This window comes from Winogradskyella sp. MIT101101 (genome assembly GCF_047126865.1).
GTDB lineage: Bacteria > Bacteroidota > Bacteroidia > Flavobacteriales > Flavobacteriaceae > Winogradskyella > Winogradskyella ouciana.
This window is the reverse complement of record NZ_CP138982.1, coordinates 1,222,497-1,237,942: the sequence shown is the minus strand read 5'-3', so window position 1 is coordinate 1,237,942 and position 15,446 is coordinate 1,222,497. Positions and strand designations below refer to the sequence as shown.

Sequence of the window (15,446 nt, the reverse complement as noted above, 5' to 3'; positions counted from 1 at the left end):
AAAAAAACTTAAACTAACATTAAGTCAATTTAAGTTTTTTATAAGTCTGTAGAGCTATTACTCTTCTTCTTCTATAATCGTTTCTTCCTTATCAAAAGCACGTTTTCCGAAGATTTTTTCGAGGTTATCCTTGAATATCACCTCTTTATCTAGAAGAACTTCAGCAAGTTCGGTAAGCTTATCTTTATTTGCTTCTAAGAGCTTTATAGCACGTTCGTACTGCTCTTCTATGATATCTGAAATCTCTTTATCAATAAGTTCTGCTGTTTGTTCACTGTAAGGTTTTGTGAATCCATATTCAGATTGACCAGATGAGTCATAATAGGTTAGGTTTCCAACCTTGTCACTAAGACCATATATAGTAACCATAGCTCTAGCTTGTTTGGTTACTTTTTCTAAATCGCTTAATGCACCAGTAGAGATTTTGTCAAAAATAACTTTCTCAGCAGCTCTACCACCTAAAGCAGCACACATTTCGTCTAACATTTGCTCAGGGCGAACAATTAAGCGTTCTTCAGGTAAATACCAAGCAGCTCCAAGGGAACGCCCTCTAGGAACAATGGTTACTTTTACCAAAGGAGCAGCATGCTCTAACATCCAACTTACTGTAGCATGACCAGCTTCATGGAATGCAACTGCACGTTTTTCGTCTGGAGTTATAATTTTGTTCTTCTTCTCTAAACCACCGATAATTCTATCAACAGCATCCAAGAAATCTTGTTTGTTAACTGCTTTTTTGCCCTTTCTAGCGGCAATCAAAGCGGCTTCATTACAAACATTGGCGATATCAGCACCAGAAAAACCTGGAGTTTGTTTTGCCAAGAAGTCAATGTCTAAAGTTTCTTCTTTTTTAAGTGGACGTAAGTGAACCTCAAAAATTTCTTTACGCTCTCTTACATCTGGTAGATCTACATAAATCTGTCTATCAAAACGACCAGCACGCATTAAGGCACTATCTAATACATCAGCTCTATTGGTTGCGGCAAGTACAATAACATTGGTGTTTGTACCAAAACCATCCATTTCGGTTAATAGCTGATTCAAGGTGTTTTCACGTTCATCGTTAGAACCAGAAAAGTTGTTTTTACCTCTAGCTCTACCAATAGCATCAATTTCGTCAATGAATATTATAGAAGGTGATTTTTCCTTCGCTTGTTTAAATAAATCTCTTACACGAGATGCACCTACACCTACAAACATCTCCACAAAGTCAGAACCTGATAAAGAGAAGAATGGTACTTTGGCTTCACCTGCTACAGCTTTTGCTAATAAGGTTTTACCAGTTCCTGGAGGTCCTACAAGCAATGCTCCTTTTGGTATTTTACCACCTAAAGCTGTATATTTTTCTGGGAATTTTAAGAAATCAACAATTTCCTGAACTTCCTCTTTTGCCCCTTCTAAACCAGCAACATCCTTAAATGATGTTTTAGTATCTGATTTTTCATCGAATAGCTTGGCTTTAGATTTTCCAATATTGAAAATCTGTCCACCAGCACCACCTCCGCCACCAGAGGACATACGACGCATAATGAAGATCCAAACACCAATTATTAAAATAAATGGTAGTAAGGTCAATAAGAAATCTCCCCAAACATTTTGTTCGGTTTCATACTTAACCTCAGTATCTAAATTATTCTGTTCCTTAATCTCACGTATATCTTTCTCAAAATTTTGAAGATCACCAAACTCAAATTTGTAGTTTGGGACAGGAGTCATTGAAGGCAAAATGGATTTTGGCTTCGATTTTTTATGTACTTCTTGCTCTTGTGCTTCTTTGGTTAAGTAAACTCTTGCTTCTCGTTTATTTACTATTTCAACTTTTTCAACATCACCATTCTCTAGGTATTGTAAGAATTGAGAAGGAGTGGTTTGTATTCCTGTAGAACCGCCAAAACCGCCAGAAAATAATTGTATGGATAAGAACACAGCAATGATAACGCCATATATCCAATACGGATTTACTTTAGGTTTTTTATTTGGATTTTTATTGTCTTTTGCCATCTTGTTTCCGCAAATGCGGTCATCTGTTTAATTTAGTAACTTGTTTCTATTTGCGTCATTTTAGCGTCTCCCCAAAGACTTTCAATGTCATAGTACTCTCTAATATGCTTTTGAAACACATGTACAACCACATTAACATAGTCCATTAAAACCCACTCGGCATTATCTGTACCTTCAATATGCCAAGGTTTATCCTTAAGGGTTTTACTAACTTGTTTTTGTATGGAGTTGACGATAGCGTTTACTTGTGTATTAGAAGTACCTTCACAAACTATAAAATAATCGCAAACCGTATTTTCAATATCTCTTAAATCTAAAATTGTAATTTCTTTTCCTTTAACCTCTTCTATTCCTCCAATGATTGTTGTAATGAGTTGGTCTGCACTGGTTTTTTCTTTCGTCATTAAATTGAATTAAATTTATGCAAAGTTATTATTTTTTTAGTTCTTGTAAGCCCTATTTGTCATAAGAAAACTATAAAATAAAACGCTGTTTAAATGTATATTATCAAACTTGATGCCATTGACTCAACAAACTCGCATCTAAAGGCTATGGCATCGGTTGCTCTGCCTAAGGATTACACGGTTGTAGTCGCGGAGCACCAGACTGAAGGACGAGGGCAAATGGGTACAATATGGCAAACGGAAAACGGTAAAAACCTTACAGCTAGTGTGTTTAAGAAAATGATAGGGTTTAAGGTTAGCAATCAGTTTTACATTAGTATGGTGGTTTCATTGGCGATTTGTAAGGTGCTTAAAACCTTTCAAATCCCTAAAATTAGTATTAAATGGCCTAACGACATTTTGTCAGCAGATAAAAAAATATGTGGGATTCTGATAGAAAACGTCATTAAACATAACAAGTTTCAAGGGTCTGTCATTGGTTTTGGACTGAACGTCAACCAGAAGTTTTTTGACAACTTACCACAAGCTTCATCAATGAGCTTATTAACTGGAGTTCTCTACAATAAAGACGAAGTTTTATCAAAAATTTTAAAGGAGCTTCAATTTTATTTTAAACTTTTGGAATCTCAACAATTCGAGCAATTAAAGTCTGAATATGAAGCATTGCTATTCAGAAAAGATAAGCCGTCAACCTTTAGCACTTCAAAGGACGAAACCTTCTCTGGCATTATAAAAGGAGTTAGCAAATCTGGAAAACTAAAAGTTTGGACAGAAGATGAAATTATAAAAACCTTTGATCTAAAGGAGCTGACACTGCTTTACTAAATAGCAGTTTTCATATTGGTGACAAGAGTTTCAATAAACTTGCTGATTGGTCCCTTTATCATCATGGCCATCATGGCATTAAATTCACCATTAAATGATAATTGAACATCGCTTTTATCTTGTTCAGCTCTTGTAATGTCTGCTGTTAATGAAAAATCCAATTTTCCGCCGGCAGCACCTAAAACAATTTTATTATAAGGAACAGCTTCCTTTTTTTTAAGGATAATCTCTGGCATTCCTTTTAGGGCGAAGAGAAATTTGTCGTCTTCCAAAACTTCAAATTTACTGATGTTTTCTGGCATTAAGCTTTCGAAATTTTTTACGTCAGACAAAAAGTTGAACGTTTCTTCAGGAGACTTATCTAAGGTTACTTTTGGCGATTCTAAATTCATGTTTAAGAATGTTAAGTTGTTTATTTGTTTGTGCGTTAAATTGATGCCGTTTTACCTTTTTTTTAATAAAATTGAACGAATCAAAAATTACACGACTCAGCGATAATATATCAATTAGCGTTCCACTCGCTAGGATTGGCATTCCATTGCGCTAAAATGTCTTGTTGTTTTTGGGTGATGTAACGCGTGTCTAGGGCTTGTTCTAACAGATTTTCATAATTGCCCAGCGTATGTAATTCTACATTGGCGTCTTCAAAATTTTTCTTTGCCACATCAAAACCATAAGAAAAAATTGCCACCATTCCTTTTACATTCACTTCTGCTTCGTTAAGCGCTGCTACTGCATTTAGGCTACTTTTTCCTGTACTGATTAAATCCTCAACCACTACAACGGTTTGCCCTTTATCAAGGTAACCCTCAACTTGATTTTGGCGACCATGCTTTTTAGCTTCTGGTCTTACGTAAACAAACGGAAGGTTGAGATAGTCTGCCACTAACGCACCAATACCAATTGCTCCTGTTGCTACACCTGCAATAACATCTGGCTTACCATACAGATCCTCAATTTCTCGAGCCATAGTTTCTCTTATGTAGTTTCTAATAAGAGGATAGGATAAAACGATTCTGTTATCGCAGTAAATGGGTGACTTCCATCCAGATGCCCAGGTAAAAGGATCATTGGGCTGTAGTTTTATAGCATTAATCTGCAATAAAACTTCTGCGGTTTTTTTAGCGGTTTCTTTATTAAAAATCATGGCGCAAAATTAATGATTTTTGCAAGTATTATATTTTTTAATTGTAAATTAATTTTTGATACTAAGCGATTACGCTAAAAAATAATATTTTTACAAGTAGAAAGTAATAACGGACCAAATCCATGCACACTATTTATGTAGGTGATAAGCCTATAATATTAACTACAGAAATTAAGCAAGAAACCGACTTTAAGAATTTTTTGTTGAAATCGGTAAATATTGGCAAGGTGATTAAAACCCTTAACAATACCGACTTAAACGCTGTACACCTTATCCATAAAAACCCTGATAAGCTTTTAAAAAAGTTTTTGAAGCTATTGCCAAACGTTGTTGCAGGTGGAGGAAAGGTTTACAATGATAAAAACGAAGTTCTTTTTATTTACCGAAACGATAAATGGGATTTACCAAAAGGAAAAGCAGAGCGAAAGGAATCCATTGAAGAGACTGCAATACGGGAAGTGGAAGAAGAGACAGGCGTTAAAGAGTTGAAAATCACTAAACCACTCTCAACCACTTATCACATTTTTAAGCGCAACGGCAAGCACAAAATAAAAATCACCTATTGGTTTGAAATGACGACCAGTTTTGAAGGCAAACTATCACCAGAAAAAAGCGAAGGCATTACCAAGGTAAAGTGGTTAGATGAAAAAGCATCCGAAGAAGCTTTGGAGAATAGTTATGCTAATATTCGGGTTTTGGTGTAAAGCTAGAATTTCTGCGAAGGTTATAATCTTTCAATATTTCCATATAGAATGTAAAAAAAGGCAAATTATCGATTAAAATAATTTGCCTCTTACTATTAATTAATTTGACATTTTATCTAGGCAACCACACCTAATTTTTTCTTCTTCTTTTGGTTTTCTGGCTTTAACTTAAATTGATTGGATGTGTTCTTCTCACCTCCAGCTTTCAAGGCCTTGTCACCAGCAAAAAATGTTTTGTGGTCGTCACCAAGGTCAGAGCCTGCCATTCTTTGGTGCTTAACACAAGATACGCCTTTTCGGATTTCCTGTCTTTGAACACCTCTAACATAAGCCAACATACCTTCATCGCCAAAATAGTCTTTGGTTAAATCATCCATATGAAGTGCTGTAGTATGATACGTTGGAAGTGTAATTAGATGGTGGAAAATCCCAGCTTCTCTTGCTCCGTCCTTTTGAAATGTTTTAATCTTTCGGTCTGCGCGATAGCATAACTCAGTACCATCATATTCTGCTGCCATTAAATTGTTTCTGTCATAAGCGGTCATGTTCTCTCCTTCTGCCACCATTTCTTCATAGGCTTGCTTACGGAAGTTCAGTGTCCAATTAAAAGAAGGTGAATTGTTATATACCAATTTTGCATTAGGAACAACGGCTCTAACTCGGTTTACCATATTGGCAATTTGCTTCACATTTGGTGTTGGAGTTTCAATCCAAAGTAAGTCAGCACCATTTTTAAGACTGGTAATACAATCCAAAACTACACGATCTATATTTGAACCTTCCTTAAATTTATACAAGCCATTTGGCAAACGTGTTGGACGAACCAATTTGTTGCCTCTTTTTATAAGCACGTCATTTTCATCAGCGTCTTCAATAGCAATTTCTTTAGCTTCAACAAAATCCAAATATTGGGATGCCAAATCGCCAGGTGTTTTGCTCACAGGCAGTTTTTGTGTTAAGCCTGCTCCTTCTGAATCTGTTCGTGCTACGATAATCCCGTCATCTACACCCAATTCTAAAAAGGCATATCTAATGGCATTCAATTTTGCCACAAAATCCTCGTGAGGTACGGTAACCTTACCGTCTTGGTGGCCACACTGCTTTGCATCGGATACCTGATTTTCAATTTGAATGGCACAAGCACCAGCTTGAATCATTTTTTTAGCCAATAAATACGTGGCTTCCTCATTGCCAAAACCTGCATCAATATCTGCTATGATTGGAACGATGTGAGTTTCAAAATTATCGATTTCATCCTGTACGTCCTCACCATTTTCTTGTCTTCTGAATAAATCGTTTAGCTCTATCGCATCAGCTTGTCTCAGAAAATCATAGATTTCTGCAATGAGACCAGAAACAGCAGTTTTTTCGTGCATGGATTGGTCTGGTAACGGTCCAAATTCTGAGCGTAGTGCAGCCACCATCCAACCCGAAAGGTAAAGGTATCTTTTGCTTGTTGTTTTATGATGTTTTTTAACAGCAATCATTTTTTGTTGCGCTACAAACCCATGCCAGCAACCTAATGATTGTGTGTAGTTGGAAGAATCTGCATCGTAAGCTGCCATGTCTTCTCGCATAATTGCAGCTGTATATCTCGCAATGTCCAAACCGGTTTTAAAACGGTTTTGTGCAACCATTCTGGCAGCATTTTCAGATTTGATAGCGTTCCAAGTTTCGCCATATTTTGCTTTAAGATTTTGGATTGTTTCCAGAGCAGAGCTGTAATTGGATTGTGATAAATTTTTCATAATTTTGAAATGATTATTTAATTAATAATTAGATCCTGTTGATTGTGTCCGCAATCGCAGGATCGCTTTTATATATGTTTGTACGCAGGAAGCGTTAAAAATTCTACAAATTCTTCTGAAACTACCAGTTTATTAAAAATCTCAAATGCCAGTTTAAATTGTGTTTTGAGGCAATTGTCCTCGCCAACTTCCGTGATGATTTTTTCAATTTCATCATCAAACAATGTTTTGTAAAGCCCCATATTAAATGTTCTGCCATCTTCAAGCTTGGCTTCGTTTTTAAGCCATTGCCACACTTGCGTTCTGGAAATTTCTGCAGTTGCAGCATCTTCCATTAAATTGTAGAGTGCCACAGCTCCGTGGCCACGTAACCAAGCTTCTGTATAAAGAATTCCAACGTTTATGTTTTTTCTTATGCCAGCTTCGGTAATGGTCCCTTTTGGCAGTTCCACCAAATCTTTCTCGGTAACGGAAATATCATCACGAGTAACGTGCAGTTGGTTTGCAGTTGGCATGTGTTTGTTAAATTCATTCATAGCAACCTCTACCAAAGCAGGATGCGCCACCCAAGTGCCATCATGTCCGTTTTTTACCTCACGTTCTTTATCCTTTCTTACTTTTTCCAAAGCTTCAGCGTTTGCTGTTGGATTGTTTTTTATCGGGATTTGTGCTGCCATGCCACCAATTGCTAGAATTCCTCGTTTGTGGCAACGTTGAATCACAAGTTTAGAATAGGCATCCATAAAAGGTGTGGTCATCGTTACTTGGTCGCGATTTGGCACTAAAAAGCCATCGTGGTTTCTGAATTTTTTAATGTATGAAAAAATATAGTCCCAACGTCCGCAATTAAGACCAACGATATGGTCTTTCAATTCATAAATGATTTCGTCCAACTGAAAACTCGCTGTTATGGTTTCAACCAAAACGGTTGTTTTAAATGTACCGATTGGAACATTCAAATACTCTTGGGCAAAATTGAAAACGTCGTTCCACCAGCGCGCCTCTAAATAATGCTCTAATTTTGGGAGGTAGAAATACGGAGCTGTTCCGTTTTTCATTAGGGTTTTGGTATTATGAAACACATAAAGTCCAAAATCCACTAAACTACCAGAAGTAACTTCGTCATTTATTAAGATATGTTTTTCATCAAGGTGCAAACCTCTTGGCCTAACCAATAACACAGCCGGATTTTCGTTGAGCTCATAATGCTTGCTACGTTTAGAATCCGTTAATGAGATGGTTCTGTTATTGGCATCTTTTAGATTTTGCTGACCTTCAATAGTGTTTTTCCATGTTGGAGCGTTGCTGTCTTCCAAATCTGCCATAAAAGTTTTGGCGCCTGAATTTAAGGCGTTAATCACCATTTTTCTATCCACAGGTCCTGTGATTTCCACACGTCTATCTTGTAAATCTGCAGGAATTTTACCTGCTGTCCAGTCGTTTTCTCTTATGTTTTTTGTTTCGGCTGGAAATTTCGGAAATTCACCATTGTCAAAAACCTTCTGTTGCTCAATTCGGGATTTTAGAAGTCCCGATCTTTTTGAATTGAATTTCTCATGTAGTGCAATAAGAAAGTCTAAAGCTTCGTCGGTTAATATTTCAGGAAAATAATTGTTTACCTCATTTGAAAAAATGATTTTGGTTTGTTTGAGCAGCGTTTGTTCCATATCTAAATTATTTTGATACAATATTAGAATAAAGTTTTTTAAAAAACAAGCGAACGTTCGCTAAAATGATGAAATTCACAAAAATTAGTTTATTCGCAAATTATATTATCTTTGAAAACATATATGGAAGAAGATTATATAAAGCTCATTTTTGGGTTAAAATTAAAACAGATAAGAACTGAAAAGAATTTATCGTTGTTCGGCTTGTCTAAGATTTCTGGATTATCAAAATCATATCTCAACGAGATTGAAAATGGTAAAAAATACCCTAAACCAGATAAAATTGTTACGCTCTCAGAAAAACTTAATGTGCCTTACGATCAGATGGTGTCATTAAAATTGGACAAAAATTTGGCTCCTATTGGAGAATTATTGCGATCTAAAATTTTTAAGGAAATTCCTTTAGAGCTTTTTGGTATTAAAGAAAGCAATTTAATAGATATTGTTGCTAATGCTCCAGCAAAAGTAAATGCATTTATTAGTACGATTATAAAAATTGCACAGCATTATAATTTTACTCGCGAGAATTTCTTTTTGGCTTCTGTAAGATCTTTTCAAGAAGCGAATAACAATTATTTTGATGATTTAGAATCACAAGTTTCAAAATTTATTGAAGCTTATCAAATAGATGTAAATCATCGTATTTCTTCTAAGGATTTAGAAGATATTTTGGTAGAAGAATATGATTATAAAATCATACACGATGAATTGAGTAAGTACAAAGCTTTGGTTAATTTGCGTTCTGTATATGTGCCTAAAACAAAAACCTTATTACTCACTAACGAGATTGACGAGGGACAACGAGCTTTTATCTATGCAAAAGAATTAGCGTATAACTTTTTAGGAATTAAGGAGCGATTATTTACATTTCCATGGATAAAATTTGACACTTTTGATCAAGTGCTCAATAATTTCTACGCCTCCTATTTTGCAGGTGCTCTAACTATTCCTAAAGTAATGATTGTTGATCATTTAAAGAACATATTTGAAAAAGATGTATTTGATAGGGTGTCGTTCTTAATGGCTATAAAGGCGTTTAATGCTTCGCCTGAATCATTTTATCAAAGACTGACCAATATTTTACCAGAAGCCTTTAATATTCAGGATTTGTTTTTTTTACGATTCACACATAAAGTGAATAGTGGTAGATTTCATCTTAAGAAAGAATTGCATTTGTCACACCAACATTCTCCGCGAGCTAACGAGCGTAACGAGCATTACTGTAGGCGATGGGTGTCTTTGCAGGTATTGAACCAAATAAGCACAAATGATAATGATCATCAATTCGATATTCAGATTTCAAATTATACTAATGAAGGTAGAAAGTATTTGGTATTATCTTCAGCCACTAAAGATCCATTTAGTGAAGATTATTATCGTAGTATTAGTGTCGGCTTGCTAATTAACAAACAACTTCAGCGGAAAATCAACTTCCTCTCAGACTCAAATATTGTTAAGCAAGAAGTGGGTGTTACTTGTGAACGATGTACTATTGAGAATTGTGAAGTTAGGCAGGCACCTCCGTTGGTTCTAGAAGAGGACGAAAAGAATTTAGAAATAGAAATGATTGTTGAAGAGTTGAAGACAAAGTTCAATACTTAAAATAAAAGACCAATACGAAATAGGAAAATAGCTGTCCTGATATTAGGGTTTTGATTTAGTTTATCCTATAAACAGGATACTGCAAATGCGCCTTTTCATAATTACCACTCTGCTTATGTATCCAATCTAATTGCGCAAACCAGTTGTTGGCAAAATCCTCATTGTAGCTCACTTTAATATTGTATTCAATCTGAAGTTTTGGATTTGCTCTTAAAAGTTGCTTAGCCTTGTCTTCCCAAACATAAGGGGAAAAGCCTTCTTTTTGTTGTAAAATGGTATCGAAGAAATTCCAGTTAAAAAATGAATCTGGAGCCGTTGGTTCTAAAGTTTCGAGTAAGTAACGTATGGCCTTTTGGTCTGTACTTACCATATAATCCCCTTTTCTAAACCTTATTTTCTCTTCAGAGGATTTTACTTTGGTGTTGTAATGCGGATAATGGCCTTCGTAGGCATTACGTCGGGTATCGTACAGGTCTATTTTGTAGGATTCTACGGTTAATGTGGTGTCGGCTTCAATCTGTGTAAACGCTACGTTGTTCAATTCTAATAAATCCATTACATTATGCCAACCTTGCGGAATGATATAAGCTTTTGGAATGCTAACTTCTGTGGTTGGCACAAAATAGTTTTGATAAGGCACCTCTTTGGTAAAAGGTTTTGATCGGTCATATTTTAGACGTTGAGCACCTGTTAAATCACTAGGTATCATTTCACCTTCATAACCTTTAAAATTTAAGGTTGATGTTCGAGTGGTATCAACAGTCCAATCCAAAGGATAAATGTCACCAGCAGACCACGTGTTGAATTGCTCATCACGTAGTTGGGTGATTCTGTCACCTTGCTCTTCAGTGATTTCCAACATGCTTTTCATTAATTCATAAGTGCCTTCCACACGTTGCTTGTAAGGTTTTAGCATGTGGGTTTCTACCATCATGCCCAAGGTGTTGAACAATGTGGTGTAGCCTGTTGAGTAGCGTGGAGAATCCATAAACTGTGAGAAGCCAGATTCTGGTGTGCGGTTAAATACATTAACGTAAGGTGTGATGTCCCAATCCTTGGCTTCCAATTTTTGTTCTAATTGTGGCATCATTTCGGTGTGTAGGTAGTCTCCTAATTTCCCACCTAGTTTGTTATGCTGTGTAAACAAATGTGTTAAGATATATTGGTAATCTGCACCATTGCTCACATGATTGTCTATAAAAACATCGGGTTGTACCAAATGGAAAATCTGCGCAAAAGTACGTGCGTTTTTAGTGTCGGACTTTATAAAATCCCGATTGAGGTCATAGTTACGCGCGTTACCTCTAAAGCCATATTCTTGTGGTCCGTTTTGGTTGGTGCGTGTACCTGAATTTCGGTTGAGACTTCCACCGACATTATAGATTGGAATGGTCACTAAAATCGTACGTTTTGGTGCTTCAATTTTGCCTTGCACAATGTCTCTGTAGAGCATCATGGTAGCATCGATACCATCAGATTCGCCAGGATGAATACCATTATTAATAAGCAGAATTCGGTTGTCCTTTCTCAGGCTTTCAAAATCATCACCAGTGCCGTTCATATTTAAAGTAACAATATGAAGCGGCTTTCCGGAATCGGTTTCACCAATTTCCTGGATTGAAATTTCAGAATAACTATCCGCTAAATCCAAATAATATTGAATCGTTTCGTCATAGGTTGCCGTTTCCAAACCTTTGCTTTTTTCAAAAACAGTGGTAAAGTCAATATCCGTATGGTTATCCACTTTATTTTCCTTATTTTCTGAACAAGAAGTGATTAACAATAGTAGAATTAAAAGTTTTTTCATGATGAATAGGATTGTACTTCAAACTTACAGATTTTAAGTATAAAAATTGCCAACATCATAAAATTCAGATTAGAAAAATCACTAATTTTGCAAAACTTTCAAAATTTAATACATGCAACAAACCACAGATACCATATTAATGATTCGTCCTGTTAATTTTAGAATGAACGAGCAAACTGCCGTCAACAACTATTTTCAGGAAGATTTAGATATTAAAAATGCTGAAATCAATACGAAAACACAGGAGGAATTTGATGCTTTTGTTGAAAAATTGAGAGCTGTTGGTATTAATGTGATTGTTGAGGAAGATGACAAGTTAAGAGATACTCCAGACTCTATATTTCCGAATAACTGGGTGAGTTTCCATGGAAATGGTGATGTAGCTGTATATCCAATGTTTGCTGAGAATAGGAGACGTGAACGCAGAGATGAAGTCTTTATGAGACTCGAAAAAGAAGGGTTTAAAATTGAAAATATTATTGATTACACGTCTGCAGAAGATGAAGGTGTTTTTTTAGAAGGCACGGGAAGTATCTTAATGGATCGTGTGAACAGAAAAGCCTATTGTGCGTTGTCACCACGAGCAGATGAGGATTTGTTTATAGAATTCTGTGAAGATTTCGAATATACTCCAGTCATTTTTACCGCCAACCAAACTGTAGATGGTGATCGTTTGCCAATTTACCATACCAATGTAATGATGTGTTTGGCTGAGAATTTCGCTGTGATTTGTTTGGACAGTATTGATGATAAAAAAGAACGTAAAAATGTAGTGAAGCATTTAAAGCAAGATGGTAAAGAGATAATCTCAATTACAGAAGCACAGATGCATCAATTTGCTGGCAATATGTTACAACTACGTGGAAATGAAAGCCGCTATTTGGTAATGAGTGAAGCTGCTCACAAGAGTTTAACAAAAGACCAAATCAATCGTATAGAAAAACATTGTCCGATTTTGTCGAGTTCATTAGAGACTATTGAAACTTGTGGAGGTGGTAGTGCGCGTTGTATGATGGCTGAGGTGTTTCTTCCTAAGAAGGTCTAAACGTTTATGCGTAGGGATTTGCTTCTGGTTATTTAGAACTGTAGATAAATAAACTAAGCTATTGGAGCCGCCTTTGGAAGTTCTATAAAGAACTTACTACCGACATTTTCAGTACTTTCTACCCAGATTCTTCCATTGTTTAACTCTACTAAATCCTTGGCAATTGTAAGTCCGAGTCCAGTACCTTTTTCGTTTTTAGTACCAACAGTCGTAAAGTTTTTATTGGCATTAAAAAGCTTATCGATATTTTCTCTAGAAATACCTACACCTGTATCTTCAACACAAATAAGTGCTTTGCCATTAACATCTTGATTTGAAATTGTAATAACATCACCAGTTCTACTAAACTTAACGGCATTAGTGATTAAATTCTGAATCACGATTTCTACCATGCTTCTATCTGCATAAATAAAGTCACGTTGAGATTCATCAATAAGCACAATGCGTTTGTCTTCAACCTTTTGTTCTACCAATGCCATTTTGGTGTGGAAGACTTCCTGAATATTAAACAATTCTGGTTTTGGCTCTAAACTTTGCATTTGTGATTTAGACCAGTTTAATAAATTGAATAAGAGTGAAGACGCATTATTGGCATTTTCGCTCAACTCAGGTATTAGCTCTCTAAACTCTTCTTTAGATATACTGTCTTCTTTAAGTAAATCGAGAAAAGCCTTTATGGATGATATAGAATCCTTTAAATCATGGGACACTATTGAGAAGAGTTTGTCCTTCACTTGGTTGACTTCCTCAAGATGATGGGTTTGTTCTAAGATTGCTTCATTTCTAACTTTCTCTTGTTCTAATTTTTCTTTTTGTTCTGCTATGGTTGCTTTTTGTTTTCTGTTTTTAATAAAAATGAATAACAATAATACAAGTAATAGTGCCGTGGCAGCAAGAGCTCCATATAAAATCAAAGGGTTGTCTAGCCAAGTCTTTTTGCCATCAGTACTGTTTTCTTCAAAATTGTTGATGTCATCTTCAATTGGGTTAGAGTCATCTAAATCTAAAGGTTCAACATCTGTCGGGAAAAAAGGTTGGTCGGTTTCTGCTAACTCTTCTTTTAGGTCATAATACTTATTTTGCCAGAAGAAGGCATTCTGAAAATAACCACGAGTAGAGTCTAAAGCAATATGTAGCTTATAGTTTTCTAATAGCTCAGTTTTGTTATCAATTTTTTGAGCGATAGTGTAAGCCTCGTTAAGTTGAATTTCAGCAAGTCTTACTTTTTTCTTTTGAAGATTTAAATTACCAATGGCATTAAGTGCACGAAGAATGCCCTCTTGGTTGCCTTCCCTTCTGTTATACTTTAAACCTTCAACCAAATAGTCTGAAGCCTTATCGTATTCTTTAAATAGTAAGTACTCGCTACCAAGCTTCGGAAGTATTTCGCCACGAACGTCTTTATCATTTGTTGGGTTAAGCATATCCAAAACCTTTTCGTAATACTCAATGGCTTTGCGATGCTCTTTTCGCATAGAATAGAGATCTGCAATATTTTTAGTGGATGCTATAATGCCTTTTCGGTCATTGATTTGCTCCCTTACCTCAAGCGCTTTAATATTGAATTCAATTGCCTTATCAATTTGATTGGTCTTAAAATAAGCTTCAGCCAAATTGTTGTAGGCAGAGCTGAGTTCATCTTTTAGGTCTTGCTTTTCAAAAATGTCAATTGCAGAAAGCGAGTTTTTAAGTCCAACAGCATAGTTGCCGCGCCTTATTTCAATAAGTCCAATGCTGTTACTTACTTTAGCGATACCTAGAGTATCACTGATTTGCAGATAATATTTTCTTGATTTATCGTAATTATCAATGGCATTGTAGTAATCGTTACGCTGCGTATAGATTAAGGCTCTGTAGTATGTGCTTTCTGCTAAGCCTTTAGTGTAATTTAAGCTTTCAGAAAGTTTAGCAGTCTGATTAATGTAGAGTAACGCTTTTTTGTAGTCTTCAACGGAGTAGAGTTCATCAATGAGCATTAGCGATAGGTCAACCTTTGTAGAATCAGCTTTTTGATAAGCTAATTGTACGGTAAGGTCGTCTATTCTATCATTTTGTGAAAAAATGAAGAATGAAACAAGACACGCAGCTAATGTCAATAACTGCTTCATACTTGCCTGATTGAAAGACGAAGTGCAATGTTTTGGTGTATATAACTTTTATAGAGGGATGCTAAAAGTAAGTCAACACTAAACAATAACGACGTGGTTAATGTTCGATAATTAAGCCTCATTAATGTTTGGGACATTTGTTAATAGCCTACCAAAAATGCCATAATGTGCTCAAATACACTAATAATTGGGATTTAATACCAATAAATTAGATAAACTGACCGATGAAAATATTGAAAAAAATGTTGTATCGATTAACGGCAGAAATCATGGAAAAACGACCATTTTATCGATGAAATGCACGATTTTTGTAATATGCTGCTAATTAATTAGTTAAGATTAAATAAGTCGAAAGCTGGAAGCGCTTTATGCTCAAAATCAAAAAGAC

The 15,446-nt window shown here is 35.7% G+C and carries 12 protein-coding genes; 4 read left to right on the top strand and 8 right to left on the bottom strand.

The genetic code is table 11. The annotated features are described in order from the left end of the window. Positions 1-57: 57 nt before the first annotated feature. Both ftsH and rsfS read right to left on the bottom strand, forming a co-directional pair. On the bottom strand, positions 58-2,001 hold the full coding sequence (ftsH, locus tag SIB89_RS05780; RefSeq protein WP_155089939.1) for an ATP-dependent zinc metalloprotease FtsH: 1,944 nt from the start codon (positions 1,999-2,001) through the stop codon (positions 58-60). 32 nt (positions 2,002-2,033) lie between these two features. Further along, positions 2,034-2,405: a ribosome silencing factor gene (gene rsfS / locus SIB89_RS05775; RefSeq protein ID WP_155089938.1), complete on the bottom strand. Its 372-nt coding sequence runs from the start codon at positions 2,403-2,405 to the stop codon at positions 2,034-2,036. 93 nt (positions 2,406-2,498) lie between these two features. Between rsfS and SIB89_RS05770 the strand changes: the two genes are divergently transcribed. Then, on the top strand, positions 2,499-3,230 hold the full coding sequence (locus SIB89_RS05770; RefSeq protein WP_273289483.1) for a biotin--[acetyl-CoA-carboxylase] ligase: 732 nt from the start codon (positions 2,499-2,501) through the stop codon (positions 3,228-3,230). On the opposite strand, the gene SIB89_RS05765 is transcribed toward SIB89_RS05770, so the two are convergent. Together SIB89_RS05765 and pyrE are read right to left on the bottom strand one after the other, a co-directional pair. Then, on the bottom strand, positions 3,227-3,622 hold the full coding sequence (locus SIB89_RS05765; protein WP_273289482.1) for an SRPBCC family protein: 396 nt from the start codon (positions 3,620-3,622) through the stop codon (positions 3,227-3,229). The two genes, SIB89_RS05770 and SIB89_RS05765, sit on opposite strands and share 4 nt — an antisense overlap. Before the next feature lie 110 nt (positions 3,623-3,732). After that, a complete protein-coding gene (gene pyrE, locus SIB89_RS05760; protein WP_273289481.1) occupies positions 3,733-4,377 on the bottom strand; it encodes an orotate phosphoribosyltransferase in 645 nt (214 codons plus the stop codon). Positions 4,378-4,499: 122 nt separating this feature from the next. Here pyrE and SIB89_RS05755 point away from each other — a divergent pair, with 122 nt between their 5' ends. After that, on the top strand, positions 4,500-5,081 hold the full coding sequence (locus SIB89_RS05755; protein ID WP_155089934.1) for an NUDIX hydrolase: 582 nt from the start codon (positions 4,500-4,502) through the stop codon (positions 5,079-5,081). 116 nt (positions 5,082-5,197) lie between these two features. Here SIB89_RS05755 and SIB89_RS05750 read toward each other — a convergent pair whose 3' ends face one another. Together SIB89_RS05750 and aceB are read right to left on the bottom strand one after the other, a co-directional pair. Then, positions 5,198-6,829 (bottom strand): isocitrate lyase, encoded by a 1,632-nt coding sequence (locus SIB89_RS05750; RefSeq protein ID WP_273289479.1) that lies wholly within the window; start codon positions 6,827-6,829, stop codon positions 5,198-5,200. A 68-nt stretch (positions 6,830-6,897) separates the two neighbouring features. Further along, a complete protein-coding gene (aceB, locus tag SIB89_RS05745; protein WP_273289477.1) occupies positions 6,898-8,496 on the bottom strand; it encodes a malate synthase A in 1,599 nt (532 codons plus the stop codon). Positions 8,497-8,619: 123 nt separating this feature from the next. On the opposite strand from aceB, the gene SIB89_RS05740 reads away from it, so the two are divergent. Beyond that, complete coding sequence (locus SIB89_RS05740; protein ID WP_155090043.1) at positions 8,620-10,098, top strand: helix-turn-helix domain-containing protein; 1,479 nt, start codon at positions 8,620-8,622, stop codon at positions 10,096-10,098. Between the two features lie 55 nt (positions 10,099-10,153). Here SIB89_RS05740 and SIB89_RS05735 read toward each other — a convergent pair whose 3' ends face one another. Beyond that, entirely contained in the window at positions 10,154-11,905 is a 1,752-nt protein-coding gene (locus SIB89_RS05735) for a M14 family metallopeptidase (RefSeq protein WP_273289475.1), read from the bottom strand. A 112-nt stretch (positions 11,906-12,017) separates the two neighbouring features. Here SIB89_RS05735 and ctlX point away from each other — a divergent pair, with 112 nt between their 5' ends. Then, positions 12,018-12,950, top strand: a complete 933-nt coding sequence (gene ctlX, locus SIB89_RS05730) for a citrulline utilization hydrolase CtlX (protein WP_273289473.1) — start codon at positions 12,018-12,020, stop codon at positions 12,948-12,950. 53 nt (positions 12,951-13,003) lie between these two features. Here ctlX and SIB89_RS05725 read toward each other — a convergent pair whose 3' ends face one another. After that, positions 13,004-15,058, bottom strand: a complete 2,055-nt coding sequence (locus SIB89_RS05725) for a tetratricopeptide repeat-containing sensor histidine kinase (protein WP_273289471.1) — start codon at positions 15,056-15,058, stop codon at positions 13,004-13,006. Positions 15,059-15,446 lie beyond the last annotated feature (388 nt).